The 1,618-nt window shown below is 41.9% G+C and carries 2 protein-coding genes; both read left to right on the forward strand.

Features of this window, described 5'->3' with window-relative positions; translation table 11 throughout:
- Positions 1-915 (forward strand): phosphohexomutase domain-containing protein (locus SPADD19_RS05150; protein ID WP_241496475.1); only part of this gene is annotated, 915 nt, incomplete at its 5' end.
- A 47-nt stretch (positions 916-962) separates the two neighbouring features.
- The coding region (locus SPADD19_RS05155) for an Ig-like domain-containing protein (protein ID WP_241496476.1) at positions 963-1,618 on the forward strand (656 nt) is incomplete at its 3' end.

Genomic DNA, 1,618 nt, shown 5'->3' on the forward strand with positions numbered 1-1,618 from the left:
GGTTTAGGAACGGTCATGGAATATCCGGAAGGCTTGCGTAAGTATCAAGAATTCCTTGTATCGACAGGTGTCCAACTCGAGGGTATGCACGTAGTCTTAGATACAGCAAATGGTGCAGCCTCTACTAGTGCCCGTCAAATCTTTGCAGATTTGGGAGCTCAATTGACCGTCATCGGTGAAAACCCAGATGGTTTGAACATCAATGATGGGGTTGGTTCTACTCACCCAGAGCATTTGCAAGAGAAGGTGAAAGAAGTAGGTGCAGCGATTGGTCTTGCCTTTGACGGAGACAGCGATCGCTTGATTGCTGTTGATGAAAATGGAGAGATTGTAGACGGAGATAAGATCATGTACATCATCGGTTCTTATCTTTCAAGCAAAGGCTTGCTCGAAAAAAATACGATCGTCACAACCGTCATGTCTAATCTCGGCTTCCACAAGGCATTGGATGCGAAGGGGATTCAAAAAGAAATCACAGCTGTTGGAGATCGTTATGTGGTCGAAGAAATGCGCAAATCAGGATACAATCTTGGTGGTGAACAATCCGGTCACGTCGTCATCATGGATTACAACACAACAGGTGATGGTCAATTAACAGGCGTTCAATTGACAAAAATCATGCAAGAAACCGGCAAGAAATTATCTGAATTGGCTATTGAAGTAACCATTTATCCACAAAAACTGGTCAATATCCGGGTTGAAAATAGCATGAAAGACAAGGCGATGGAAGTGCCTGCCATTCGTGAAATCATTGAAAAAATGGAAGCGGAAATGGTAGGAAATGGCCGCATCCTCGTGCGTCCAAGTGGAACTGAACCTCTCCTTCGTGTGATGGCAGAAGCACCTACCCATGAAGAAGTGGACTACTATGTAGATACCATTGCTGCAGTTGTTCAAGCAGAAATCGGACTTTAACCTTGTAAAAAACATGGCTCGCAAATAGGCGAGCAGAGGAGGTATATATGAAACAGGTTCGTCAAATTGTATGGGCACTTGCCTTGGTGCTAACGATTCTATTCACAGCTGGTTTGACTAAAACAATACATGCTGCAGAAGTCTCATCATATACACAGACAGCACGTCTAACGAAAGACGGTAACACGCTAACAAATGGAAGCAAGGTGTTGACAAATGAAAAATTGTCAGCAAGTATTTATTTAGCCTTTCCAGATTCGCAAACTATTCAAGCTGGTGATACCTTAATTCTTAGTTTGCCAAAAGAATTAGCCCTCTACACAGCATTGGAATTCAATGTTCTCGAAGAAGGTCAATCAAATGGCCAAACTGTGGGGAAAGCGGTCGTTGATACAGCAAAGAAAACAGTAACTGTCACCTTTAATGATTATTTCGCATCTCATCCACTCAACAAACGAGTTGCTCTTCATTTTGATGTAAAAGTAGACTCAGAAGTAGTTACAAAAACATCTCCAATCCAGTTTAAACTAGGAAATACAGATTTTTCATTGAATTATGAAAAAACAGCTGGAGAAGCTGGAGACTATGAGATGAAATACGGTTACCAAGATAAGTCTGATCCAACCATTATCAAATGGCGGATTCTCTTAAATGCTCGCCAAGATATGCTTCGTGGAATGGTCATTAAAGACCAATTTGGAGA

The sequence above is a fragment of the Streptococcus parasanguinis genome (assembly GCF_001578955.1).
In the GTDB taxonomy this organism is placed as follows: domain Bacteria; phylum Bacillota; class Bacilli; order Lactobacillales; family Streptococcaceae; genus Streptococcus; species Streptococcus parasanguinis_U.